We start from the raw sequence: 24,319 nt of genomic DNA, 5'->3' as shown, positions 1-24,319 counted from the left end.
TTTTCAGAATCAAAAGTTTGAGAGGGAGGCATTCCTGCTGAAAGGGAAGTTCATTACTATAAACAAAGTCCGTTGCCAATACTTCAATTGGCAACGGACATTGTTCCCAAAAGTTTCAGTTAATATTCAAGAAGGCTGTTGTTGAAAATGTTTCTCAATCTTTTCGATCCGGTAATTTAATACCATCTCGAGTCTCTTTCTAATCAAGGAACCTGCCACCATATCCCCCAAAGGCCCAAACGGTAACTGATATTGAATTCGGTCACGGATGAGTGTTCCTCCCTGCGTGCTTTCAAATTCATGGATGTGGTTCCAAAATGAAAACGGGCCTGTGACTTGTGTATCAGAAAACCCCCTGCCCGGATTCCATTCTTTCACTTTCGTCACCCATTTTATTGGCAAATTGAAAATTGAGAAGCTTAAAGGAATTCTGGTTCCCTCACGCAAACCCTTTTCGGAAATCTTTCCTACTTTCAAATTCATGGAAGGAGGAGTGACCTTTTCAACATTTTCAGGATGCTCAAAAAAGGACAAGGTTTTGGTATTTGAGGAAGGAACCCATTGCGCGAAACAGATTTCATGATTCGCGTGCCCACAAATTTCTCGTAACGCGTGGGTCAGGTTGGGAAACTCAAATTTGAAACCGGTATCGCACAACTTCTGTGAAGAAACACGCTGGCTATCCAACAGTATTTGCGACATCTCTCCTACCAGAACTTTTAAGGCAAATGCCGGGACAGGAAATGGCGCCTTCTGATCCATAGCTTTTTCAAGTTTCCTGGTGAACGTCATATTGGTCACCGGGTTGGGGCTGACTGCATTGTAAATTCCGGACAACTCAGGATGTTCAATCGCGTGCACCATTGCACGGGCCGCATCCTCAACGTGAATCCAACTCATCCACTGCTGACCGGAGCCGAGGCGTCCACCAAATCCCAGTTTAAAAGGAGCCCACATTTTTTCCATTGCTCCACCACCAAAGCCCAACACCACACCCAACCGGTAATTCACTGTGCGGATTCCTGCCAATTTAGCCTCTTGGGTTTGTTCCTCCCAGGACCTGCATACATTGGCCAGGAAGTCGAGTCCTCCAGGCGAATCCTCAGTGAGCCATTCATCTGAACAATTACCGTAGACCCCAACCGCCGAGGCCGAAACCAGAACTTCCGGTTTTTCTTTTAAATAACTGAGAGCCTGAACCAGATTGCCGGTCGCATTTTTTCGTGAATTTAAAATCTTTTCCTTACGGGATCTGGTCCAGCGTCCTCCCGCAATATTTTCCCCCGCCAGATGAATCACCGCCTGAACACCATCGAAGAAAGAAGAAGAAGGTATCTTGTTATTGAGGTCGCATTCATGGACCTCGGCAATGACAGGTAATTTAACCCGTGCAGCCTTTTGGTTCCGGGTTATGACCACCACTTCATGACCGTTTTTATCCAGTTCTTTGAGTAAAACGTTTCCTACGAATCCGGTAGCACCTGTCACTAAAACTTTCATGATGAGCCTCCAATATTTACATTTGCTGTTTATATTTTTCGTCTGTTTACTTTTTCAAATTTGTCCCTTGCAGGCTGTTTCCCGGCCAGTTTTTAACCGGACATGGTTTGGTCTTCTCCTCTTTTCTCTTTCTGTAGATACCTTAAGTATTTGACGATCTCCTTAACTTCACTTTTCTCGACACGGTTTTTCTGACTCGGCATTGCTCCAGATGGGCTTCCTTTCAAAATGGTCCGTCGTATTTTTCTATCATCGAAGTTACCTTTAAAATAAATGGACTGGGTCAACGCGGGGGCCCTCTTTATGCTTCCATCCGCATCGGGACCATGGCAGTTTGCGCAAATTTTATGAAAGACGGCCTGCCCGGATTTGTATTCCTGGGGTACCGTGCCGTTCGGTTGGATGCTTTCGCAACCGGTCAGGGCAAGGGAGACAATCATGGCTACTGCAACTGAATTGAATTTTGCTCCTGATTTCATTCTGGTTTCCCCTGTGTTTTAAAATTTAATTTGGATACAAAAATTTACGGGTTACGTTTATTTAATAAACAACGATCCGATTCCCCGGCATTCTTCTCAAGTGAGAAAGAGTTTGCCGGGAAACCGGTCCGCCCCTTAATACGCATCATTATTTGCTCCCTCGACGGAGGCAACGGTTCGACCTTCAACATATTTCAATAAGCTGAGACCCATAGAAGTCCGCTTAACGGTGTAAGTCATACCGTCTACATTTGCGTTGAAAGAGTTGCCAACCTTGATGCCATAACGATCCAGAGTTTTCTGTTCTTTGGTAGAGAGGCCAATAGCGCCGGATGAACCGTTCAATACCCGGTTGTCATGGATCTTGCCTTCGATAGCAGGATTGAAGACCCAGGACAATGCGAGGTGCTGATGGTCGTGACCGGGATGGTTCTCTGTGAAAGAAGAACGGACCATTTGTGCATTCCGATGCAGCGGAAGATTTTCCTGCGTACCGTCTGCATATTGCTTAACGGGATTGCCTAATCGGATTCCAGAGTTCGTGCGCGTCACTTTTATTGTTTGATTTCCAATGCGTGTATTGAAGGAATTGCCAACGCCGATTCCATAACCGGCGAGCATTTTTTGTTCCAGGGAATTCATGCCAATTTTGGTTTGTCCCATATTCATATTCTTTTCGATCTTGCTCATCACTTTGGAATCGAAAGTCCAACCGATGGGCAACGAGCTGTGATCGTGCTGCGAGTGAGCCAAAGCCGTGCCGGTGCTGAAAAGGGTTGCCAGTGCGAGAGCTGAAAGGGCGGATGTGATTGTTTGGTTTTTCATTTTGGGTGCCTCCTTGTCGAGTTTTTGTTTTGGGTGTTTCATGTCAAAGCTCATTGATGTTTCATTACTGTCTATATTCAATATTAGACAATATTATAAATATGTCAAGGTTATTTCTTAGACATTTTTTAGAAAATATTTAAGTTATTGTTTTTAAGGGGGTTAAAATCTGAATTTTTTTGGCCTGCAGGGCTTTTACAGGGGTTTCCAGACAAAAACAGCCAACCAAATCCCGTTTTTGGGCAGGATTGAATACTGAAATTGGAAAATAGAGGGACACGGGAGGCTTGTCCCGCTTACCGGAGATCACGTTTGCCACCCTGAGCTTTAGAATTTTGGTCTTTACGTTGGCGGTACGGCAGGCACTTCCCTACTGAAGGGAGGAATACAGAGAAGGCTTGAAGGCTGGTTTTTGAGTCAGCGGAAAGGAAGGAAGAGCGTCTTAATTAGGAGGGTAAATCGACTTTTGCCAGGGAACGGGCTTCCATCCATTGCCAGACAACCAGCGCCGGAACACCCACCATGAGCTCCCGCAGCCTTTTAATCAGGGACAAAGAAAGAGAAACCTCCAGGGGGAGACCGATGGCCAGGCCCAGGGTCATGTACCCTCCCTCCTGAACCCCATAGGCACCGGGAATCATAAAAGCCGCCGCGCGTACTGTCTGCCCCAGGCATTCCAGAAGAAGCGCTTCCACCGCACCCACCGATATGCCGAGCATCCCTAACGCCAGCCAGATTTCCGTAGCGAGAATCAAACGCGAAACCAGTCGCCAGAGGTAAGAGGACAGGATCGCCTTTCGATTCTGATAAATGGTTTCTATCGTTACATCCAGATGTTCCGCACCACCCGAGAGATGTGCTGCTTTTTTCTTCCAGCTTCCTGCCAGGCGGGATGTTTTGGAAAAAAGACTGGACCGTTGAAGCCGGTAAAAAATATAGATCCCACCCGACAACAAAATAGCGAAAGCCAAGCCTGCAAATACAATTTCATTATTACCTGAATGGCTTGCAAGCAGCGCAACACCGATCAGCGCGACCGTAGCCTGAACCAGAGCCTGAATGGTTTTATCAACGATCACCGATGCAGCAGACCAGCTACCTGAAGCAACCTGGGTCCGCGCCAGCCACCAGGCCTTGACGAAATCGCCACCCAGCTGGGCAACCGGCAATAGCCAATTGATCGAGTTTCCAATCCAGTTGAAGAACAATAATTTTGAAAAAGGGGGGGAATTGGCATCGACAAACAATTCCTGCCAGGCCCGTGTCATCAATAGCAGCACACATAAAAACAGGGGAAGCAACCATAGTAGTCCCCAACCAACCTGACTAATAATATCTACTACAGAGCCCACGCCCTGCCAGACAATAAGAAGGATTACCGAGACGAGTCCAACAAAAAGAATTCCTGCCCCCTGTTTACTTATTGTAAAATCCGGCATACTGTATAGAAATCAAATAAAAATGAATAATCCCGAGACTGATTCGATTCGGAGTTCGTTTGCCAATATAACCCTATAATGGGCAAATGTTATTCAAAATGTTGGGCAACCATATCCAGGGCGAAAATATATGAATGTCAGGAAACCCGCTTCATCCCTTAAGGTAAAATTTACCAGGAACAACAACCGGAATGTCTGGGAAAAAATCAGGGACGGGATTCGCGCAATCATTAGCACCGCGAAAACGGAAAAAAGTATTCAGAACCAGCTATGGGGCGCGCTGGCCATGCTGGCAACACTGGCCCTGCTGCAACCTGCAATATTCTGGTGGGGACTGTGCCTCTTTGGTTCCACCCTTTGCCTGACCATGGAATTTTTCAACACCTCGATCGAACAATTAGCAGACTACCTCAACCCTGAATACGATCCCCGAATAGGAAAAATAAAAGACCTCGCCGCAGGCGGCACCGTCATGGCCGGCATCGGGACCTTTGTAGTTGGAGTCCTGATGATCCTGGATACCTTCGCTTTATTAGGGTGAAACCATGAGGCCGGTAGCCTTCCTCCGACGTCATTGCGAGAAGCGACCGCGACGTAGCAATCCATCCAGGAAACGCACGGAATAAATAACCTGTCGCTGCAGCGTACAGGAGTCCGCCCTATCCCCCCCTTCTGAGCCTGTCCTGAGCTTAGAGTTTATCCTGAGCCTGTCGAAGGGAAGCGAAGTTGGCGATAAATATTCCCCCTTCTCCGAAGGGGGAAGCGAAGCAGGGGGCTTTTTGCCTTTTTCCCTTTAGCCGACCGCAAGGTCCGAAGCCACGGTGATTTTTGTTTTCAGCGTGCGCCAGCACCCCCGCCACAGAAAAAGAATTGGGAAAAGGTCAATCAAGATTGTAGTCAATTAAAGACTTGACCCCTTTACAGGAAGACCGGCAGGCGGCAATTGAGAAGATCGAATCGGTGGCGGGCAAACTTCTCAGCATGAAGTTGTCGAAGGCATCGGAGAAAGTGAGAGACGGAGCGCATGAGACGTTGTCTTACTACGCGTTTCCGAGAGAGCACTGGCGGAACATTCGGACGAATAATCCACTGGAACGTATCCTGCGTGAGATACGGCGACGGACGCGAGTGGTCGGTTGTTTCCCAGATGGGCAATCGGCCTTGATGCTGGCGGCGGCCAGACTCAGGCACGTTGCCGGAACCAGGTGGGGTATCAGAAGATATATCAGCATGGACCCACTTAAGGAGATGGAGCAGAACCAGGCGGCATGAACAATGACCTGTGGAGTTGTGGAAAACGCTTCGCGTTTCCCGACAGCCCCCACAGGTCCAACAAATGCAGACCTGATCGAGGACTTTCCTAAAACCAATGTGCGAAACTTTCTTGACACTACCATGAAAATTGCACTTATGAGTTGAATTCGCGTTTAAATAAATAGCCGCTTAAAACCCCTACCCAACAAGGGCCTCTGTTCGGCAAATACTAGCTTTGTACACCTTTTAGGCGATTGAGCTCATTTCCCTTTTCCCTCAATCTTCAATATAATATCAGCAATTTTTCTTTCAACTATTCTCCCAACATTTTTAGCCGGTTTATACCCGGGTATCCAAGTTTTTCCTTGGTTATTTAAAACGGCTGAAATATTCTGCATTCGAAATTCTATTGATCCTTTTGAACGGTTTTGCAAAGGGCCACTTAGAAGATCTCTTCTTATATTTGCCTTACTGTATGGAATATTTTCTTTCTCAAAATGTAACATTCTTAAATATGCTTCAATAGCTGCTGAATGCTCTTCATCAGTCCATAGTTTTTCTTTTTTCATTTTTCAATATACCAGAAGGGCGTTTACTAAACCGAAAATACTTCAAGGCATACAAGGCCTACAAGAAGCATTGGAAAAAGACCAACTCAATCTTCAGCCAAGTAAAGACTTGGCCTCTCTATGCTTACACTTCATTTTCCCGAAATAGTATTTAAAGAGTTCCTATCTCTTCCTTAATTTCTTTTAGCCAAAGAGACGGGCGATCATTACCAATTTTTATGTACTCGCTTACAGCTTCTCGTGCTTTTCGAAAACCTTCATTTCCTTCTTTAATTAAGTTTTTCAGTATCTGACGGATGGCCCTCTCCGGGTAATCAGGTGTTGAGGTTTTTAACATTGCCATCCAGATCAAATGAGCATCAAATGGCTGTACCTGGCTTATTTCCGCAATACTTTCTAAAAACTGATAAGAGTTGTATTCTTCATCAGAATAAGGAGCAACCGCAAGAAGCAAATTGAGTTTAATTTTATCTACCTTGACAACAAAACCTGCCCACTGAGATAGGTATGAGGCTAATCTTTTGCCTTCTTTGGTAGAAAAATCTATGTTCTGTAAAATCATTGGCCAAATTTCATAGACTTTATTTGTTAAATTTTCATCATCCTTTTTTCGTAATGTCCAAATAAACCAGATTAAACACTTTATTTCATCAATTTTATTCCTTGAAATAAGAGTTTTTATTAGACTGTTATCGTCCTCAATACCCTCATAACCTTTAATATAAGAAATTACAATATTCTGAACTGCTTTCTCTTTTAATTGGTCTTCGATATTTTCGTCGTCTAAAACTTTCAAGAGATGGTCATTTTCTTTTAAATATTGGAAAATCTCTGGAAAAATGGTACCCACATATGCATACCCTTGCATTGCACATAACCACTTCAAATATTTACTTGAATCAAATATTCTTGATAGGTTAACTAACACCCAATCTTTTGACATATAAAGAAAATTTGGGAGGTAATTGGTCACTAGAGTTGTGAATTCGTACTCATGCAATCCTGAGTCAGAGCGGTCTAGCTCCTGATCATAGTACTTTTGAAATTGTTTCCATATTTCAGAATGGTCCTTGTTATTTTTCTGGTCAGAAAGACGACAAGCATAAAGAGTTAAGTTAATTAGTGCTTGAAGGCAGTGACCACGAGGACTATTTATAGATATAGAAACTGCATCGCTATTTTGGTCAAATTGGCTACCTCCTTCTTTTTCTAAAAGGCATACAAGTATCTCTTCTGCTTTACTTAAATATTTCTGGTTGAAAGCGTGCTCATTTAATTGAGTGCCGGATTCTAAAAGCCTTCCAATGCTGCTTACAACCCAATGCCTATTTGCTTTTTGAGGGCTATCACTTTTGTCATTTTCAGTGCTCCAAAAATCATCTTGAGAAATAATAAAAGAACAAAACTCTAACAATTCATTCCATATGCCATCCCAAGGCAAATTAGTTTTTTCTACCCATAATTCCCCATATGCTTCAATAATTTCACGTTTATATGCAAGGCCAATGTTTTTAAATTTATTTAATTGCAGATAAAATTTTAGTGGCTCTGTTTTAATCAGCTCCTTAAAAGTTTTTACTAAACCCTCTAGACTTGGTCCGCCAAACTGGTCAGTTTCTTTGAAATTTTCTAATTCCTTTATAAGGTTCTCAATAGTTAAGACCTGCAAATCCTCAATAGAAAACGGTGATTCCCATTCACGGCTACCAGAGGACATATAACTAGAAAAACTTGGGTGCTCCGGTTCTGACTTTGCAATTTTTACATTTTCTCCATATAGGCGAGCTTCTGTCTTCCCATGCCCTCTAATTGCGGCCAACCAAATAGCTTTACTGTAAGCTGTTGCACCTTCATGATATTTCCCATCATCCTCTTCTCTTGAAATACCTAAAATAATTTCACGGGTTTTTTCTTTTTGTGATTGAGTGAAGTGTTGATAATTATGATTTAATAAGTTCCACATTTCATGGCGATAATTACTATTAAAATATTTTTCATCTAATATTCCATCAATCGCATTTCTAAAATTGTTGAAGTTTTCGCAAATTGCAAATAGCGCTATTCTATGAATTGTCTGAAATTCCGATCGGAGCATCTCATTCACAAAACTATGTGCTTCGGCAGGGTCGTTTTTTATGTAGCCTATTAGTGAATCACGATAAGCTTGAATTAAAATATTTTTAGCATCTTCTCTGTATTTATTTTGCTCATGAGTTTCAATGGCTGGCTGCCAAATTGATGACCACAAATCATTGTTCATTGCACGAAATATATTTTTCAATTGGTCTTGAAATATCTTGATAGCAATTCTACCCAATTTGATTCCTGATATAGTTGCCACATTTTTCGTAATTTTTTGGGCATAGTAGTATCCAAATCTCAAGCGTGACTCACGTTTGTTTACCCCAAAGTCATCACGGTCAAAAAATTTTACTTTATAAATAACCTCGAGAACTTTTTCTGATAACCACAATGAATGGTTATCATTTGATTCTAATAAATTGGGAAGCCATTCCTCACCTAATTCTTTGGCGACTAAATCATTCTCAAACTCATCCTCCATCCAATAGTCAATAGAGTTTATTAATTCAATGTCAATTATCTCGAGAGGCAAATAGCTGACTATTTCTGCAAATCTCCACCATGTATTGTAGTTACTATATTTTTTCTCTTTGGCAAAATTGGAAACATCTATAATTAGTCTGAGATATTTTTTTGCATATTCTTGGTTTTCCTCTATGGACAATTCTGGAGCAGTTTTTACTAAATAATCACTGACCGGCCAATGTGGAATATTAATATACCCCTCTCTCTTACTAGGCACAGGCTTTGGGTTTTTTTCGGGAGTGAAATAGCCTCTTGCGGCAAGAGCATCAAACCATTTCAAACCTTTAACTTTTTTAAAGAAAATTGGGCGAAGCTCTTCTTTTTCATCAACTCTTTGTAGAAGTTCTTTTTCTCTCACTGATAAATCAGTTGCCATCTAGAACCTCATGCAAAAAGTCGCCGTCACTTACTAGAGGTGGTTTTTTTATTTCAATCTGATTCGCCCAGAGTTTTATAATACCTTCTAGCTGCTTATAGTTTTCATGATCTCGAATAAACCCCAATAAATGTACTCCAAATGACTGCTCATAATAATTATGAAGGTTTTCAAAAAGTGGTTTTTGGCCATTGAAAAACCCTTGCAAAGCAAATCGTCTTCTTTCGCTGGTTTGTTTAACTGAACCTCTTCTTAAGATGTGCTCAAGAATCTCTGCTTCCTCTAAACCATAACCAAGAAACAATACAGTTTTTTTTTCAAACAGCTCGCCAAGAAACTCCTTAACCTGTGCGTTGTCATAATGTTCCAGATAATCTTTTGTCGAAACTATCATAGTTTCTGGCTTACTGACTACTCCATGTAAATGAACCACGGTTCCAGGTTCATTTAGTAACTTGGTAAAAAACTTATCCCTTTCAGCGACTCTATTCGGTATCTTCGCTGTAGTCGAACCATCCTTAATTTCTTTAAAGCGCGGTGATAATAGTTCGTCATAATTGGTTGTTACACAGGAACATCCAACGTTATTTATGGCCTTATAAATACTATCCCCTTCATTTTTACCAGTGAGATGCTTTGCTAGGTCTAAATTAGTTTTGTTATCTTTAGCAATCAAATTTGCGATGGAGAGTTGTTGCTTGGGGTCTAGGGATTTTAATTGCTCTAACTCTGAATAATTCAACAATCCATTTTTTCTTAGGTCATCTAGCGCCTGATTTGCTAACCCTTTCCAAGATGGAAATCCAAGCAGCATTGAAGCCCCGGCTCCCACAAAAAATACAAGATTACCATCTAGACCCGCTTGAATTATTTCATCTGGCGGATCGAAAATTTGACGTAAATCAGGTGGTTTGCTCATTAAAATCTCTCTAACCTCTTCTACTGCGTAATTTTTTCCTAATTATTTTTAATTTTTAAAGCTCTCTCAATATCTAAACCAAATTCTTTATCAAATATTCCCTATTTCCTAAGCAAATTATAAAGTTTGAAAAGCACGTTTAGATTTTTTGTCCAACGCGCCAAAATCTTAATTTCAAATACAAATTTAATCCTAACCTGACTTAGTTCATTAATTCCGAATTTGAATTATATCTTTATCGGTAATTAGAACTAAAGGGAATTTCAATTAAATATTTTTCTTAATCCAGGCCGCGTTAATAAAAATAGCCTAGGAGGCTTCCCCTAGGCCTTGAAATTAAAGAGCCGATGAGCGGAATTGAACCGCTGACCTACTGATTACGAATCAGTTGCTCTACCATCTGAGCTACATCGGCATTTGTGTCTATTTGTCCAGATTTAACCAGTTTCCCGCCTTAAAATCAATTCCTTATTCACCAGTTCCCAAACCTCAAGGCGGTGATGCCTATAGGATGCCCCCCCTCCGGGGCACTAGAGCTTTGGAAAAATACCGTGGCCGCGCTCCCCCTGGTCGCTCGCGATGACGGGTTTTTGACCATTTATACCAGCAGAGCCAGGAAAATCTATTTTCCGGGTTATGCAAAGCTCTCCTTTTAAAGGAGATCTTTGCAAAACTCCTGTTTTTTTAAAACAGGAATTCATTTGAGTTGTCTTTTTCCCTCCCCTTGCAAGGGGAGGGTGGTGAGGGAGGGGTTTTAAATACAACCTCCCCCGCACCCCCTCCTTTGTTAAGGAGGGGGGAGAATTTATTGGCTAAAGACTTAGAAACCAACTGAACTTCCCCTGAAAAAGTGGACACATCGAGTAATATGTATAAAGCATATTGGAGGTGTGTCAATGGTGAGGAAGCGTCGTAGTTTCAGTAAGGAATTCAAGTTGGAAGCGGTTGGTTTGGTTCTTGAGGGGAATAGTAGCATAGCGCAGGTATCTCGCGATCTTGGTATTCGTGCTTCCCTTCTTGGTCGTTGGAAGCAGGAATATGAGCAGGAGCAAGCCATTACCGTTCAGGAGAAGCTGACTCCTGAAGAGGAATTGAAGCAGTTGAGAAAAGAGAACGCGCAGCTTCGAATGGAGCGAGACATATTAAAAAAAGCGGCAGTCATCTTTTCGAAGGATTCCCAATGAGGTACGGGTTTATACGGGACCATCGAGAAGCATTTCCAGTGAACCAGATGTGCCGGGTGCTGGGAGTGGGCAGAAGTGGGTTCTATGCCTGGCTGAATCGCCCCGAGAGCCTGAGGAGCCGTGAGAATCGCCGGTGGGTAGATGAGATCAAGAAGGTTTATAAAAAGAGCCGCCAGACTTATGGAAGTCCCCGTGTTCATGCGGATTTAAAAGACAAGGGACACGTCATAGGCAAACACCGTGTGGCTCGTCTGATGCGTCTGAATCAGATGGTTTCTAAACACAAAAGAAAGTACAGGGTGACGACGGACTCCAGACATAATCACCCGGTAGCTCAGAACAAACTCAAGCGGAAGTTTAATGTTTCCGGCCCCGGTCAATGCTGGGTATCTGATATCACATATATCCCGACTCGGGAAGGCTGGTTGTATCTGGCGGTGACGTTGGATTTATTCCACCGCAAAGTGATCGGCTGGGCTATGGATCGTTCGATAACCCGTTGGTTGGTAATGAGGGCTTTGAATATGGCGATCAACAACGGCACCTTGAAACCCGGGTTGGTTCATCATTCTGATCGAGGAGTCCAGTACGCCTGCAACGACTTTCAAAGTCTGCTGAAGGCTCATGGAATCGAGTGCAGTATGAGCCGTAAAGGAGACTGCTGGGATAATGCCGTAGCTGAGAGCTTTTTCCGTACTCTCAAAGTGGAACTCACTCATAACCGGAGATACAAAACCCGTCAGGAAGCCCAGGCGGATATTTTTGAATACATCGAAGTGTTTTATAATCGGCAACGCCGTCACTCATACCTCGGTTACCAAAGCCCGGTCGAGTTTGAGAATAGGGCCTTCGCCTCTTAATTAACTGTCCACTAATTCAGGGGAAGTTCAGGTAATCCATAACAACCTTCCAATTTCCTCTTTATCCCCACTGGAGGAAGAAGCCCCCTGGCCCCCTTTGCGAAGGGGGAAGTGCTGGCGCACGGCTGAAAAAAGGCTAACCCGCAAAACCAAAAGCAAAGGCGAGATTCTTCACTTCGTTCAGAATGACAGTTTAAACAAGGTTCTCTGCCATCCCACGATGCGATGCGCTCATGAAATGGTCCGGCCCAACTTAAAGCTACAAGACCTCGCGGTCGGCTAACGGGAAAAAGCCCCCTGCTTCGCGTCCCCCTTCCCTTTCCTTCGGCAAGCTCAGGATAAACTCTAAGCTCAGGATAAACTCTAAGCCCAGGACAGGCTTTAAGCTCAGGACAGACTAAAGGCTTAAGATCCAGAAATCACCCTGGCTTCGCCTTCCCTCTTTAAAAAGAGGGAATATTTATCGCCCCTCCGGGGAGGTGCTGGCCCCAAGCCTGATGGTTATTCCGGCTCACCTATTGTGAATTCGGCCCAGGCCATGCTGCGGTTGCTACCCCCGGCGCTGCTTTTCCGATTGATCAGCAGCAGGCCGATGTCTTCGTCTTCTTCGAACCAGTCGAGCACTTCTTCCAGCACAAACTGCGGTCCCATCCCTTCTTCCATCATCTGGTACGCGCGGAAGGCGGTCATGTTGCGCGCAATCGCTTCGCCTTTACCGGTGGCGGCGACGGCTCCGTAGGGCCCTGCATACAGACCGCACCCGATCAGCGGAACATCTCCCACGCGCCCGGCGGACGACCCGCCGGTTCCCCCGGTGCTGAGTGCGGCGGCGTATTGTTTGCCGTCGAACGCGACGCACCCGACGGTGTCGGTTCCTTTATAGTCGGACGCTTCCACCTCTGCGCTGCCGGGGAAGGGTTCGAGTTCTTTTTCTTTGGCGAAGGCTGCCGCCCCGGTCCCTGCCAATAAGGTTTCGGGTGCGCCGGCCAGCAACCGCGCGGCCAGCACGGGATTCTTGAATCCTTCCATCGCGGCGACGGCACCGAATGCGCCGGAGCCGTCCATGCACGAGGCGTCCATCTGCACAGCCCCGTTGGCGCGTTTGTGGGATCCCACTCCGGCGTTAAAGCGTCCGTCATCTTCCAGACAGACCACGCCCTGGCAGGCGGCATCCAGCACGGCCGTTCCCTGCTGCAGGTGTTCCAGCACTTTCTGGCAGGCGGTTTCCGCGCCGTCCTTATGGGCCTCGTCGGAGCCCGCCCCGCCGTGCGTCAGTATCTTGTAATAGGGTTCTGCCATTGGTTTCCTTTCCCCTTTGTCCCGAGAGCATTGCATATACCTAAATAAATTCCATACAGGAAATCATCGTTGGTTGCCTTATTCCCTCACCTTGAAAGGGGAGGGTTAGGGAGGGGTCATGAATACAACCTCCCCTGTATCCCCTCCTTTTTTATGGAGGGGAAGAACAATGAGAGCAAATTTGGAGTTTTTCTGGAGTTATGCAAAGCTCCCCTTTGTCCCTTGCGGGAGATAGGGTAATATACTGGAAATCCGTTCAATATTGAATACAAGGTTAAACCGCCATGGTCAAATTCTGTCTGCAATGTAAAAACGCCTTCTGGGGAGGGAAATTCTGTCCCAAATGCGATGGTCAGATTGAGCTGCTGGACATGGCGAATGAGGAAAACAAAAAATACCTGCCGGAACTCAACGTCGATGTACGCCCCAAATATTACGCGCGCAGTTCGATGCTGCTCACCTGTTTCGGATTCATCATGGCCCTGCCGCTGGGCATGTTCCTGTTCATCCGCGGCCTCGAAAAAACGCAGAACTTCCCGCTCTCGGTCGGATTCGGCCTGGGCACGATTGTCCTGCTGTCCTGGGGATCGTGGTTCCTGTCGCAAAAACTGTTCGACAAGCAGATGGAAGATGTCGAAGAAGACGAAAGCAAAGAACCCCAACTCGACTAGTGCTCGCCGCACGGGCAACAAAAAACCTTCCGGTTGGCGACACGTAAACCTTCCTTCGTAGATGGCGGATTACTGAAGTATTGGGTTGAGCAAGCCAATTTCCCGAGCACATTGCAATAGGCTTGCTGTTTTCTTCCCGTCCTGTATACCTTACAAGTTTTCGCTACGCAGATACCAAATACGTTTAGGGTGTATATAATATTCCCTCTTGTAAAGAGGGACGCGAAGCAGGGAGATTGTAACGCTCCGTTTGCGCAAGGTGGTTATTTTAACCAAATCTCCCCAGCCGCCTTCTATGAAGCGGGAATAACACCAGACCTGAAATCAAAAACAAAGGCGAGATTCTTCGTCGCCTGGTGGCTCCTCAGAATGACAAACGAAGGTGCTGCGTGTTTTGGGAAGGCTACTTCAGTGAACAACGTTGATTTAAACTAAACTAATGCCAGCCTGTCATTCTGAACGAAGCGTAGCGAAGTGAAGAATCTCGCATTGGAATTTCAGGATAGTTTTTCTTTTCCCTCCCCTTGCAAGGGGAGGGTATGGGAGAGGTGAATCATGACAACCTTCCAACTTTCCCCTTACCCCCACTGGAGGAAGAAGCCCCCAGGCCCCCTTTGCGAAGTGAGAGTGTTTGCTGACCCACTTTGACCTGGCTTAGGGCAGGCTCAGCGCCGACCAATATCTTTCCTGTAGTGCACTTCCGGCCATTTGATTTTGTCGACTGCAGAGTAAGCATTGGCAATGGCAGTCGATACATCTGTACCCAGCGACGTTACGCCCAGTACACGCCCGCCGTTCGTCACCACCTGGTCGCCATCCCTCCTGGTTCCTGCGTGGAACACCGTGACCCCCTCGAGCGAATCTGCTTCCGCTAATCCTTCAATAGGAATTCCTTTTTTATAAGAACCGGGGTAACCACCGGATGCCATCACCACACACACCGAGGCCTGCGTTGACCATTCGATCTTCTGCTGATCGAGCGTGCCGTCGATACACGCTTCCAGTAGCGGAACCAGGTCGCTTTCCATCCGCGCCATCAGCGGTTGGGTTTCCGGATCGCCCATTCGGGCGTTGAATTCCAGAGTCTTCGGTCCATCGTCGGTGATCATCAGTCCGGCGTACAGCACACCTTTATAAGGCGCACCTTCATTTTCCATCGCCTGAACCGTTGGATTCATGATGTCATTCAATACCTGCTGTTTTAATTCTTCGGTAAAAATGGGAGACGGTGAATAAGCGCCCATGCCGCCGGTGTTGGGCCCCACGTCCCCATCGAACACCGCTTTATGGTCCTCCGCACCTTCAAGTGGCAAAACCGTTTTGCCATCAGTGAGTGCCAGCAGTGAAACTTCTTTGCCGCGCAACCATTCTTCGATGACAATCTTTCCACCGGCATCACCGAAAGCACGGTCTTTCATGATCTGTTGAATGGCGGTGCGCGCTTCCTTTGCGTTTTCGCACAGGATGACCCCTTTGCCCGCCGCAAGTCCGTCGGCTTTCACCACCACCGGTCCGCGATCTTCCACATAACGGATCGCGTGGTCGGCATCCGAGAACGAACGAAACTCGGCTGTCGGGATATTGTATTTCTGCATCAGGTTCTTGCTGAAGATTTTACTGCCTTCCAGTTTGGCAGCAAGCGCCGACGGACCGAATATACGCAGGTCGTGCTGTTCAAACTTGTCTACAATGCCCTCGACCAGCGGGACTTCGGGTCCGACCACGGTGAGGTCGATACTTTCCACCTGGGCGAAGTCAAGCAGACTGTTGAGGTCTTCGGCACCGATGTCGACGTTTTCTGCAATTGACGCTGTGCCGGCGTTGCCCGGAGCACAATAGATCTTCGTAACCCGTGGGCTTTGTGCGATTTTCCAGGCAAGGGCATGCTCCCGGCCGCCACCGCCGACAATCAATATTTTCATATTCGATCCAAAAGATGAGGGGTTGTTTGAGGCTATCCCATTATTCGATGTAGTCTGACCCGAAATTTATATAAAATGCTCTCAACATGCAAGGTGTTTACTGAGGAGAGGCATGCTACAGCTCAAAGACATCAAAAAATCATTTCAGAGCCAGACCGTTCTGGACGGACTTTCCCTCGATATTCAAGAGGGAGAACGGTTTGTCCTGCTCGGGCCAAGTGGTTGTGGAAAAACCACCCTCCTCCGGTTGATCGCGGGATTTGAAACGGCAGATCAGGGTTCGGTGAGCCTGGGCGGCGAAATTCTGGATAGCCGACCGGTAGAGAAACGTCCGGTAGGCTTCATTTTCCAACGGCATGCCCTGTTCCCCCATATGAATGTTTACGACAACATCGCGGTCGGTCCCCGGATTGCGCAACTTAAAGAATCTGAAACCAGAAAGCGCATCGGAGAACTTCTGGAAATCCTGCGCCTGACGGCAAAACGCAGTGCCTGGCCCAACCAACTGAGCGGTGGGGAGTCGCAACGTGTGGCGCTTGCGCGGGCACTCATCAACAGACCAAAAGTTTTGTTGCTGGATGAACCGTTGTCAGCTATCGACGAAAACCTGCGGCAGGATCTCGGCGACGAACTGGTCGATATTCAAAAAACCTTCGGCACCACCTTTGTGTTTGTCACGCATGATCGGCAGGAAGCGTTCCGGCTGGCACACCGCGTCGGTGTTTTAAACGGGGGACGGCTGGAACAGGTCGGCACACCCGATACTCTGTGCGAATCCCCCGCCACCCCGTTTGTCGTGCGTTTCCTGGGCGACACCAACGCCTTCGAAGCTGTGGTTCAAGATATTAAAAGTAATCGTGTGCGGGTACGCACTAAAGAAGGTGACACCTTATATGGTGAATCCGCAATGCCATTGTCGAAAGGCAAACCCTGCATCGGTTATATCCGCCCGGAGCGCATCCGCTTTGTGAACAAGAATGATTCCGTAGCCGAAACCACGAACCTTGTCGATTGCGACCTGCTGGAACGAACCGTACTCGGTTCCCGCCTGATGTTCCGCGTCAAAATGCAATCTGGAAATTTTCTGAAAGTCGAAACAGGGTATCAGTCGCCATCCTCCTTTGATAAAGAGCAGGAAAATATTAAAGTTTACCTTGAACCGTCTTCCCTTCATCTGTTTCCCCCGGAGCCTGAATGAAATTTTTTTGCAGAGGTCTCAGTATTATTTTTGTCATGTTCATGCTGTCAGCCTGCGCCGATACCAACCAGACACCAAAATATAAGGTAGGGATTGATGCCACATTGATTCCCATGGCCTACGTGAACGATCAGAACAAGTTGGAGGGATTTGAAATCGAACTGTTGGATGCGATCGCCAAAACTGCCGGGTTTGAATATGAAACCATCAACGTTGCCTGGGCGGGCATCATCAGCGGAGTCGTTACACACAAATTCGACATGTCCATCAGCTCCATCACCATCCTGGAAGAACGAAAAAAGAACATGGCCTTTTCCACTCCCTATCTCAGGAGCGGCCTGGCGATTGTGGTTCGTCGGGACGACGAGCGAATTAAAAGCCTGCAGGATCTAAAAGAAGGAAAAATGAAAGTCGGTGCACAACGTGGCACCACTTCTTATTTCTTTTTAGAGAAGCACCCGGAGATAGAAAAGATCGCGTATGAAAAATACAACCATGCAGTAGCGGATATGATTAAAGGAGAGATCGATGCTGTACTGGGCGAAAGCACCGGGACTTTGTATTACAAAAACCACGACAACGAAATTTTTCAGAAGATAAAAATGGTTGAGGAAGTGCTGACCGAAGAATATTACGGAATCATCATGGCGCCGGATAATAAAGAGCTAAAGACAACGTTGGACAAAGCTATCAAGACTCTCATAAAGAATGGAACCATTGAGCGGCTGCACGAAAAGTGGGAACTGGGGCTTGCGGCTTCGGTACCGGAGCTTAAATGAACAACGGTACTCCACAAGCTTCCAAATGGGCCTGGAATATTCTGGTTGGGATCAGTTTAATTTTTCTGGTCATTTTACCGGCGCAGGAATCGTTCACACCCAGTGAAGGCGGAGGCTATCTCGCGCTGGCCTCATTACTCCCAAAAGGAATTGTTTATACACTGCTCATCACCCTGATGAGCAGTGCCGCCGCCATACTGGTCGGCTTTATCGCGGGGGTCGGCATGCTGTCGTCCCGTCCTGATGTTCGTTTGATCGTTTCCTTATACACGGAAACCTTGCGCGGCATCCCGCTGCTGGTATTGCTGTTCTATATCTATTATGCGCTGGGCGAGTTTGTCCGCGTGCCCGCGCTGGTGGCGGCGGTATTGGGATTTGGTTTTTGTTACGGGGCGTATATGGCGGACGTGTTTCGCGCCGGAGTTCAGGCCATTCCAAAAGAACAGGCCGAAGCCGCGCGCAGTCTGGGGATGACCGAGAAACAGGCCCTGATGCAGATCGTCATGCCGCAGGCGTTACGAACGATTGTACCCGCTGTCGGTAATCAGACACTGGGGATGTTGAAAGACACCAGCCTGGTTTCGGTGCTGGCGATAACAGATATCCTGCGGGTCGGCAATGAATACGCCATCCGCCACTTCAATTATTTTGAAACGTATACCTATATAGCACTGCTTTATCTGTTCCTCACCCTCATCATGTCGCGCCTCCTAAGCAAGATTGAGAAACGGTACAATCGTTATTAATTTAATATCAAGGCATCCAAAAATTTCACAGGTTCCTTGAGGCTTAGCAACAGAATGTAATCCTGTGTTGGAAGATAGAGCACATTGTTTTTTCGGGTTACCAGCAGAAACGCCTTGTCGCCATTCCTCAACCTGAACCAACCTGCGCTCAGACCCGGTGCCCCGGTTCCATTGGTCCTTATCACGGGTTGAAGCTGATGTTCTTCTTTCAAATTTATGAATCGTGCTTCATCCAGCCTTAGTCGGGATTTGGGAATCTCCTGGCTATACCACCCTGCATGAATCAACAAAGAATCTTTCCTGATTTCCAGAGTCGCCGTTTCCTGTTTGTAGACCAACCAGGTCGCCAGCAGCATCCCTATGGTGCATAGTGGCAGAATAAATCTAATTTTTAACAACCACTTTTTGGATGCTGATGGATCTTTGGCCTGCCGTGCCATGGAGACATATCCCAGGGCCATCGCGAGGGCACCCGCAACAAAAACAAGATACAACCACCACAAATTTTCTGCTGAAACAATTTTAAACAGCACGGCCGGGACTCGATACTAATTTAGTAAATTTTATCCAGGGAGTCGCTTCAAAGTTATTGCGATAAAAAATCAAAAAAACCCAGAGCCTGTCATTCAGGCAAAAGCTGATATTAATGTTTGTGATCTAATTACTGTGCAGGAACTGAAGTTGAATAACGAAATGAGGTTGATAGTTAGTTCTTGTGGATCGGGCTGGCTATCGCCTTTTCATATACCTCAACCAATTGGGAAAACTGGAGAGAAGGATCGAAACGTTCTTTCACTTCCCGCCTTCCGCCCTCTCCCAGTTTTTTAGCGAGGTCAGGATCGTTCCATATTGTAGTGATTTTTTCTGCAAGATCATCTGCATTGTTCATTTCAAAAAGAAGTCCGGACACACCATCCTTCACGGTACTCATTAAAGCCCCAAAACGGGAAGCCACCACCGGTATGCCATAGCTCATTGCCTCGGCAGCAACCAATCCAAACGTTTCATACCAGATACTGGGAACCACCACCATTCTGGCATTCCGGTAAAACTTCGATAACTCCTCCTTACCTCGGATCATTAAGCATTCGACCGAATCACCTTCTTTGATTGCCGGGTGAGTGTCAGCATCTCCCGCAAGTTTTACCGGGACCTTTGCTTTTCGTGCAGCCTCAACAAGCAAGTCAACTCCTTTCTCTGATGCAAATCTTCCCGCAAACGCCACATAATCCCCTTTGGCGGGATCTCCAGTTTCTTCCGGAAGCTTTAAGGAACAGGGGTTAACACTGACCCGCTCTGGAGCTATCCCCACTTCATTGATTAACCACTGTTTCGGAAAGTCAGACAAAACGATGAACTGTGAAACATTATCAATGAATAAACGGTTTGTCCTCGCAACGCGATTTCGAAGTGCATAGGCCAGGCTTTCGAAAACGTTACTCCGGCAGTTTTTTAAAACAGCCCACCACTCTTTTCCATTTTTACAGCGGAGGCACAGCTTTCCTTTATGAAAATGAGTGACAACGGCACAGGTCATTCGATAGTCGTAACAGGTAAAAACAGCCGGGATTTTTCTTTCAGCGCATCGTTTTAAAATCCACGGAGAAATAAGGGGATAAAGCTCGTGAGCGTGAACCACGTCAGGTTTGAAAGAATCCAGGTGCCGATCAAAATCCTCAACCGCACTTTTTGAATAAAGTCCCGAGAAAAAGGCCTGGGCTTTACCAAGTATATTGGGGACAATATCGCGACTGTTTCGGGAAAACTCCCCTATCTCCAATCCGCCTTCACGCGAAATTCGGATGGTTTCATCCCAGGCATTGTCAGAACCACCGATACCTCTGTGCCTGTTGTAAGCATGCAAAACCTTCATAATGAAACTATCCCTTACAGATATCCCTCTACAAAGTCATTTGATATTTTATTAATTCATTTATCCGGATCAAAAGTTAGAAAAAAAAGAACGATAATCAAAGCAAAAGGCGTTTGTTTTACCCTTCCTTAGTCTCTATTACTTTTTTAAAAAACCCGGTAAATCAGTTATGCGTTCTCTCGATACCAATCAAATGTTTCCTGGAGACGGTCGGAAAGTGAAGCGGCAGGTTCCCATCCTAAAACCTCACGGGCTTTGGTGGAGGAAAGATATTGATGCAGGATTTCCCCATGCGCACTATTCTGCACATCAGGTTTGAGGTCTTCACGCCCTGCAACCTTGAGGATCTTTTCAGTGAGTTCCAAAACAGAAACCGGTTCTCCAGTTCCAAAATTGAACGCTGTCCCGTGGATTGATTTATCGTCCATGTGCTCAGCCAGCATCATATAGGCACGCGCAATATCAAGAACGAACACATAATCACGCATGGGGGAACCGTCGCTTCGAATAACCGGGTTCTGGTTTTTCATGATGGACTGCATGGTGCCCGGAATAATGCGATTAAAGTTCATATCTCCCGGACCGAACAGGTTTCCGCAGCGGGTGACACACACCGGTGTTCCGTAGGTGTTGTGGTAAGTCAACGCAATGAGGTCGGCACAGCTTTTTGAAACGTCATAAGGATGGCTACCCTGCAAGGCAAAGTCTTCATTGTAAGGAAGCACTTCATGGTTTCCATACGCCTTGTCACTGGAGGCAACCACAACACGCGACACCAGTTTATTCTGTCGACAGGCTTCCATCACAATCCAGGTTCCCTTGATGTTGGCCTCAAAAGTGGACATCGGGTTGCGATTGGCAACACCCACTATCGCTTGCGCCGCCAGGTGGAACACGGTATCGATTTCATATTCGTTAATCGCCCGTTCAACGGTGTCGTAATCTTCGATCGTCCCACGGACCATGTTAATTTTTTTGTCCATGCCCTTGGCAAAAAATGGAGCCTGCGGTGTCAGGTCGCGTACCAACCCGGTCACTTCCGCTTTATGGCGAACCAGTTCAGAGGTCAACCACCAACCAAGAAAACCCGTACATCCGGTAACCAGGACTTTGCGCCCTTCCCAGAAAGACATCAGCATTTCTCCTTTACAAGCCAGGGCAGCGCACCATCCTGCATCAATTCTTCAAATTCCAGGATGTCTTTATAATTGTCCGCCGATTTAAAAAATCCATCGTGGCGATAGGTATAAGCGAGACCTTTTTCAAGAAGATTAGGAAACACTTCCTTCTCCAGGTTCTCTCCCTGCCAGTGATCGAAAACAGTTTTGTCAAAAACGATAAACCCGGCGTTGATCCAGGTTCCCTTGATACGAGGTTTCTCGCGGAATTTGAGTACACGTCCATCCTCAGCAACATCCAGAACACCATAAGGGCTGTACATGGGCACCGAGGTAATGGTGCCTACCCCCTTATTCCCTTTGTGGAACTCCACCAGTTTATCCAACGGAACATCACACAATCCATCTGCATAGGTCACCATGAAAGAGTCGCCTACCAGATCCTTGCAGGCCAGAACCCTTCCGCCGGTATCCGTTTCTTCGCCCGTATTGACGATATCGATTTTTGCCCCGAGGTCTTTTTTATAAAAATAATCCTCTAGCTCCGCCTTACGATACCCTGCAGCCAGAATAAATTCGTTGAAGCCCTGTCTGATAAAGCTGTTGATGACATGAGCCACTATAGGTGAACCCCCGAGCGGGAGCATTGGCTTTGGAAGATATTCCGTAAAAGGGAAAGCCCGGATCCCTTTCCCTCCGCTCAAAATAATAACTTTCATTCTAACCTCATCATTTCGTCTTATGTTAAGAAGCGTTTAGTTTCAGGTATTTGCCAGCAGTTTGTCAACCGTCATCATTTCCAGTCCAGCCGTTAATTCCCAGTCCTTAAGCTCTCTGTTAAAAAAACAAGGCCAGTTAAATAATTCGAAACATTTTCTTTAAATTCAGAGAAAAAGAAAGGGATCAAAATTTTTTTTTAACAACAACCAAAAATGCATTTCTGCCAGAGCTCCCAGACCATCTCCAGTTTTTATTTTTGATTGTTTCCCGGGAATCATACATGAAATCATCCGCAAAAAAAAACAGGAAAAGGTTTGAAATGAATGAAACAAGGTGGAAAAAACGGGGTTGGGATTTTAAACAGTATTCAGTTTATAACCAGTGAATTTCTTAATTTTTATAAATGGTTTTGAAAATACTCTAAAGGACGAATTCTTTTTCTTTCCCCGCCCCCTCCCGGAAAAAAAACCTCGCCGACAAAACAGCCTTTTTCAAACCTTTTCTTATTTTAATAGAGAGGAACGACAGTGGCTTTTACCAGGCTGTAAAAAAAGTCCTACCCGTAACCTGATAGGATTTAAACTTGGCGCTTGTTAACTATTACCTGAAATACGAAATATTAGCTTCGGAACCCAGAATAGCTTCAACAGCAATTTTTGAAGACCGGCAAACTGTTGTGCGCGGAAAAATCACCAATCACTCTTGTTTCTCGCCTGCGCTCAAGGACTTTCCTAAACCAGAGACAAGTTTTTGGACCTGAAAAAGACTAAATAGAATTCGAGGCCAAAAAGGAACCGCGCAAATTCTTATCATGAATTATTTTATCATCCAGTTTAAACTTCAATCTTTCGGATCCCTCCAAAAGCATTCCATCTACCAGGGAGGTGAGAAACGGACGACTATCGTGTTTACTCACATAATGGCCAATCCTTCTTTTTATTTAGAGCCGCCTGGTCCAGTATCCATTTGAAGAAAGCCTGCACTGCAATTGATGAACCTGTTTAGTTATCCAACTCATCTCCAGCTTTCTCGAGAGAATTTTCCAGAGATTGGACGGCCTTGTTCACGGTTTCCTCAGCCTTCTTAATTGTTTTTTTCGGGATTTTTCCCCGTTCCTCGGCTTCTTTTTCCTGTTTTTCACACCCCGTGGCAACCATTGAAAATGCCAGAAGTCCCGCAGCCAGCCATATCGATGATTTCATATTGATCTCCTTAATTACAGTGGGTTGGTAAATAAGAATAACGGAACAGGGCAGCTTCTCAAAACTGTTGCCAGATTGGTGCAGGAACCCAATGCTTTGCATGGATTCCCCAACTTGCCAATAAACCTTCCGCCAAAGCTGAGTTATTCCTTCAGATAATGGAAAATCAAGCTATTCCAAGGTGAAATTTCCCGGTCCCCAAGGGTCCAAATTCGGTATTTCCCCTTAAAAAAGAATGTGTTATATTATTAAGATCAATTACAGGTGGAAGGGGGAGCACAGGACCGCCTGACTTAGATTCCCTTTAATAATTAAAATTCCAATTAGTTAGCCTATGGACTCCAAACCCGTAAAACTAATCATCCCCAGTGATGCCAAGTATTTGAGTCTCACTCGCAAAGTCATCGAGCATTTCCTCAGTTATAAGGAAGTCCCCCCGGACCTGATCTACAAAGTGGTCCTGTGTGTGGACGAAGCCTGCTCTAACATCATTAAATACAGTTACGATGGCAAACAGGATTGCCCCATTGAAATCACGTTTCGTCTTGAAAATGATGAGTTTTCTGTCGAAGTGCAGGATTTTGGTAAACAATGTGATACTAAATCGTTCCAACCGCGGGATCTTGATAAAATCCGACCGGGCGGCCTGGGGACCCTGTTTATTAATTCCATTATGGACAACGTCCACTACTGCACCGACCGCGATTGTGGCACCCTGCTAACCATGACGAAGAAACTGAGCTTTTCAACGTCGAAAGCCACCTCTCAGGAGAATTGAC

General features: G+C 45.8%; 23 protein-coding genes and 1 tRNA gene. 9 read left to right on the top strand and 15 right to left on the bottom strand.

Annotated elements, in window-relative coordinates; all coding sequences use genetic code 11:
* Positions 1 to 126 precede the first annotated feature (126 nt).
* The 4 genes from G3M70_06665 to G3M70_06650 all read right to left on the bottom strand — a co-directional run bounded on the left by G3M70_06665 (position 127) and on the right by G3M70_06650 (position 4,243).
* Positions 127 to 1,500, bottom strand: a complete 1,374-nt coding sequence (locus G3M70_06665) for a TIGR01777 family protein (protein ID QPJ61584.1) — start codon at positions 1,498 to 1,500, stop codon at positions 127 to 129.
* Between the two features lie 92 nt (positions 1,501 to 1,592).
* On the bottom strand, positions 1,593 to 1,979 hold the full coding sequence (locus tag G3M70_06660; GenBank protein QPJ61583.1) for a c-type cytochrome: 387 nt from the start codon (positions 1,977 to 1,979) through the stop codon (positions 1,593 to 1,595).
* A 135-nt stretch (positions 1,980 to 2,114) separates the two neighbouring features.
* Positions 2,115 to 2,804 (bottom strand): hypothetical protein, encoded by a 690-nt coding sequence (locus tag G3M70_06655; GenBank protein QPJ61582.1) that lies wholly within the window; start codon positions 2,802 to 2,804, stop codon positions 2,115 to 2,117.
* A gap of 446 nt (positions 2,805 to 3,250) precedes the next feature.
* A complete protein-coding gene (locus G3M70_06650; GenBank protein QPJ61581.1) occupies positions 3,251 to 4,243 on the bottom strand; it encodes a TIGR00374 family protein in 993 nt (330 codons plus the stop codon).
* A 130-nt stretch (positions 4,244 to 4,373) separates the two neighbouring features.
* Here G3M70_06650 and G3M70_06645 point away from each other — a divergent pair, with 130 nt between their 5' ends.
* The 3 genes from G3M70_06645 to G3M70_06635 all read left to right on the top strand — a co-directional run bounded on the left by G3M70_06645 (position 4,374) and on the right by G3M70_06635 (position 5,662).
* A complete protein-coding gene (locus tag G3M70_06645; protein QPJ61580.1) occupies positions 4,374 to 4,784 on the top strand; it encodes a hypothetical protein in 411 nt (136 codons plus the stop codon).
* 368 nt (positions 4,785 to 5,152) lie between these two features.
* Positions 5,153 to 5,515 carry a hypothetical protein gene (locus G3M70_06640; GenBank protein ID QPJ61579.1) on the top strand — a complete coding sequence of 121 codons (363 nt, stop codon included), beginning with the start codon at positions 5,153 to 5,155 and terminating at the stop codon, positions 5,513 to 5,515.
* A gap of 3 nt (positions 5,516 to 5,518) precedes the next feature.
* Positions 5,519 to 5,662, top strand: coding sequence for a hypothetical protein (locus G3M70_06635; protein ID QPJ61578.1), 144 nt, complete (start codon positions 5,519 to 5,521; stop codon positions 5,660 to 5,662).
* 95 nt (positions 5,663 to 5,757) lie between these two features.
* Here the strand turns inward: G3M70_06635 and G3M70_06630 are convergent, their stop codons facing one another.
* The 4 genes from G3M70_06630 to G3M70_06615 all read right to left on the bottom strand — a co-directional run bounded on the left by G3M70_06630 (position 5,758) and on the right by G3M70_06615 (position 10,383).
* On the bottom strand, positions 5,758 to 6,066 hold the full coding sequence (locus tag G3M70_06630; GenBank protein QPJ61577.1) for a hypothetical protein: 309 nt from the start codon (positions 6,064 to 6,066) through the stop codon (positions 5,758 to 5,760).
* Positions 6,067 to 6,217: 151 nt separating this feature from the next.
* Positions 6,218 to 9,049, bottom strand: coding sequence for a hypothetical protein (locus G3M70_06625; GenBank protein QPJ61576.1), 2,832 nt, complete (start codon positions 9,047 to 9,049; stop codon positions 6,218 to 6,220).
* Positions 9,039 to 9,968 carry a hypothetical protein gene (locus G3M70_06620; GenBank protein ID QPJ61575.1) on the bottom strand — a complete coding sequence of 310 codons (930 nt, stop codon included), beginning with the start codon at positions 9,966 to 9,968 and terminating at the stop codon, positions 9,039 to 9,041. Before G3M70_06620 ends, G3M70_06625 begins: the two co-directional genes overlap by 11 nt.
* 342 nt (positions 9,969 to 10,310) lie before the next feature.
* A tRNA-Thr gene (locus G3M70_06615) sits at positions 10,311 to 10,383 on the bottom strand.
* 481 nt (positions 10,384 to 10,864) lie between these two features.
* On the opposite strand from G3M70_06615, the gene G3M70_06610 reads away from it, so the two are divergent.
* Positions 10,865 to 12,012, top strand: a protein-coding gene (locus G3M70_06610) for an IS3 family transposase (GenBank protein QPJ61574.1) whose coding sequence is annotated in 2 segments (ribosomal slippage) — positions 10,865 to 11,123 and positions 11,123 to 12,012 — 1,149 coding nt in all. Because the reading frame shifts where the segments join, the coding sequence is not laid out codon by codon here.
* A 501-nt stretch (positions 12,013 to 12,513) separates the two neighbouring features.
* Here the strand turns inward: G3M70_06610 and G3M70_06605 are convergent.
* Positions 12,514 to 13,311, bottom strand: a complete 798-nt coding sequence (locus G3M70_06605) for a hypothetical protein (protein ID QPJ61573.1) — start codon at positions 13,309 to 13,311, stop codon at positions 12,514 to 12,516.
* 284 nt (positions 13,312 to 13,595) lie between these two features.
* On the opposite strand from G3M70_06605, the gene G3M70_06600 reads away from it, so the two are divergent.
* Positions 13,596 to 13,982 carry a hypothetical protein gene (locus G3M70_06600; protein QPJ61572.1) on the top strand — a complete coding sequence of 129 codons (387 nt, stop codon included), beginning with the start codon at positions 13,596 to 13,598 and terminating at the stop codon, positions 13,980 to 13,982.
* Positions 13,983 to 14,647: 665 nt separating this feature from the next.
* Here the strand turns inward: G3M70_06600 and purD are convergent.
* Positions 14,648 to 15,904, bottom strand: a complete 1,257-nt coding sequence (gene purD, locus G3M70_06595) for a phosphoribosylamine--glycine ligase (GenBank protein ID QPJ61571.1) — start codon at positions 15,902 to 15,904, stop codon at positions 14,648 to 14,650.
* Positions 15,905 to 16,016: 112 nt separating this feature from the next.
* On the opposite strand from purD, the gene G3M70_06590 reads away from it, so the two are divergent.
* The 3 genes from G3M70_06590 to G3M70_06580 are packed head-to-tail and all read left to right on the top strand — an operon-like array spanning position 16,017 to position 18,627.
* Complete coding sequence (locus tag G3M70_06590) at positions 16,017 to 17,102, top strand: ABC transporter ATP-binding protein (GenBank protein QPJ61570.1); 1,086 nt, start codon at positions 16,017 to 16,019, stop codon at positions 17,100 to 17,102.
* Positions 17,099 to 17,881: a transporter substrate-binding domain-containing protein gene (locus tag G3M70_06585; GenBank protein QPJ61569.1), complete on the top strand. Its 783-nt coding sequence runs from the start codon at positions 17,099 to 17,101 to the stop codon at positions 17,879 to 17,881. The genes G3M70_06590 and G3M70_06585 overlap by 4 nt, the downstream gene beginning before the upstream one ends.
* Positions 17,878 to 18,627, top strand: coding sequence for an amino acid ABC transporter permease (locus G3M70_06580; GenBank protein ID QPJ61568.1), 750 nt, complete (start codon positions 17,878 to 17,880; stop codon positions 18,625 to 18,627). Before G3M70_06585 ends, G3M70_06580 begins: the two co-directional genes overlap by 4 nt.
* Here G3M70_06580 and G3M70_06575 read toward each other — a convergent pair.
* From G3M70_06575 to G3M70_06555, 5 genes are all read right to left on the bottom strand, one after another.
* Entirely contained in the window at positions 18,624 to 19,160 is a 537-nt protein-coding gene (locus G3M70_06575) for a hypothetical protein (GenBank protein QPJ61567.1), read from the bottom strand. The genes G3M70_06580 and G3M70_06575 overlap by 4 nt on opposite strands.
* Positions 19,161 to 19,333: 173 nt before the next feature.
* A complete protein-coding gene (locus G3M70_06570) occupies positions 19,334 to 20,500 on the bottom strand; it encodes a glycosyltransferase family 4 protein (protein ID QPJ61566.1) in 1,167 nt (388 codons plus the stop codon).
* 167 nt (positions 20,501 to 20,667) lie between these two features.
* On the bottom strand, positions 20,668 to 21,633 hold the full coding sequence (locus G3M70_06565; protein QPJ61565.1) for an NAD-dependent epimerase/dehydratase family protein: 966 nt from the start codon (positions 21,631 to 21,633) through the stop codon (positions 20,668 to 20,670).
* Complete coding sequence (locus tag G3M70_06560) at positions 21,633 to 22,337, bottom strand: NTP transferase domain-containing protein (protein ID QPJ61564.1); 705 nt, start codon at positions 22,335 to 22,337, stop codon at positions 21,633 to 21,635. The genes G3M70_06565 and G3M70_06560 overlap by 1 nt, the downstream gene beginning before the upstream one ends.
* A gap of 1,002 nt (positions 22,338 to 23,339) precedes the next feature.
* Positions 23,340 to 23,540 (bottom strand): hypothetical protein, encoded by a 201-nt coding sequence (locus G3M70_06555; protein ID QPJ61563.1) that lies wholly within the window; start codon positions 23,538 to 23,540, stop codon positions 23,340 to 23,342.
* 334 nt (positions 23,541 to 23,874) lie between these two features.
* Between G3M70_06555 and G3M70_06550 the strand changes: the two genes are divergently transcribed.
* Positions 23,875 to 24,318, top strand: coding sequence for an ATP-binding protein (locus G3M70_06550; GenBank protein QPJ61562.1), 444 nt, complete (start codon positions 23,875 to 23,877; stop codon positions 24,316 to 24,318).
* Position 24,319 lies beyond the last annotated feature (1 nt).

This window comes from Candidatus Nitronauta litoralis (assembly GCA_015698285.1).
In the GTDB taxonomy this organism is placed as follows: Bacteria; Nitrospinota; Nitrospinia; order Nitrospinales; family Nitrospinaceae; genus Nitronauta; species Nitronauta litoralis.
The sequence above is the reverse complement of the archived record's forward strand: the minus strand, read 5'-3'. Positions and strand labels throughout refer to the sequence as shown.